An 868-nucleotide genomic window follows, 5' to 3' on the forward strand; every position below is an offset into this window, starting at 1 on the left:
TGGGCATGGAGGAGCCAGGTTCATTCGCGGGAGATAAACTGTGAGCCCTGATGGAGTGGATCAGAACTACGTTCTTCGGCTTTCTGCGCCACACCGCTATCAGCAGTGCCTGGCAGACCAGATCAGCGGTCTGCCGACTTTGTATCTGCCAACCAACCACCGCCGTGAATAGAGATCGATCACCACTGAGAGGTAAGCGAAGCCCTCATGCGTTCTGATGAAGGTGGTGTCTGTTACCCATGCTGCGTCGGACGCTGACACTGCAAACTGGCGATCCAACGTATTGTCGATCACAACTGATGGCGTGCCACAATAGCTGTCTGGACGCCGCTTATAGCCAACTTGAGCTTTGATCCCGGCTTGCCATGCAAGGCGAGCCACACGGTTGGGACAGCTCTGCTCACCCTGATCAAGCAGAACATCATGCAGATGCGGTTGCCGTACACCCTGCCACTCTTCCCGTGCCTCGTGGATGAGCTTGGTCTGTCGGGCATCTTCCTGCGCCCTCTGAATCAACTTATGAGACCTGACCCTGGCTGGGAAGTGTCTCGGGATCGACGCTGGAGCCAGACATGCAACGGTTCCTAACAACGAATCACTTCGCAGGCAGCGACCGCGAGCAGTTGAATTGGCTGATGGGCTTCTCGCGCCTGAACATGAGGCCTGTAGCAGCCCGCAATAGCCGAGGTTCTTGTCTGAATTTTCCAATCCAAGGGAGATCCCGGCCGCGCACGAAGTTGAATGAATCTGTCAAAAAACTGACTTCAATGGCAATAGAATAGGTTCGTCGACCCGTTAACTTCTGGTGCTCAAACTGATTTCTGAGGGCATTGAATCATGACTGAGCAAGCTGGCTACTATGGTAAGA

1 pseudogene is annotated in these 868 nt (G+C 54.1%); it reads right to left on the reverse strand.

What is annotated here, in order from left to right:
• Positions 1-23: 23 nt before the first annotated feature.
• Positions 24-516 (reverse strand): annotated as a pseudogene (locus ACWPM1_RS14815) (DDE-type integrase/transposase/recombinase); the annotation flags it as partial.
• Between the last annotated feature and the right edge of the window lie 352 nt (positions 517-868).

This window comes from Tsuneonella sp. HG249, from assembly GCF_053819205.1.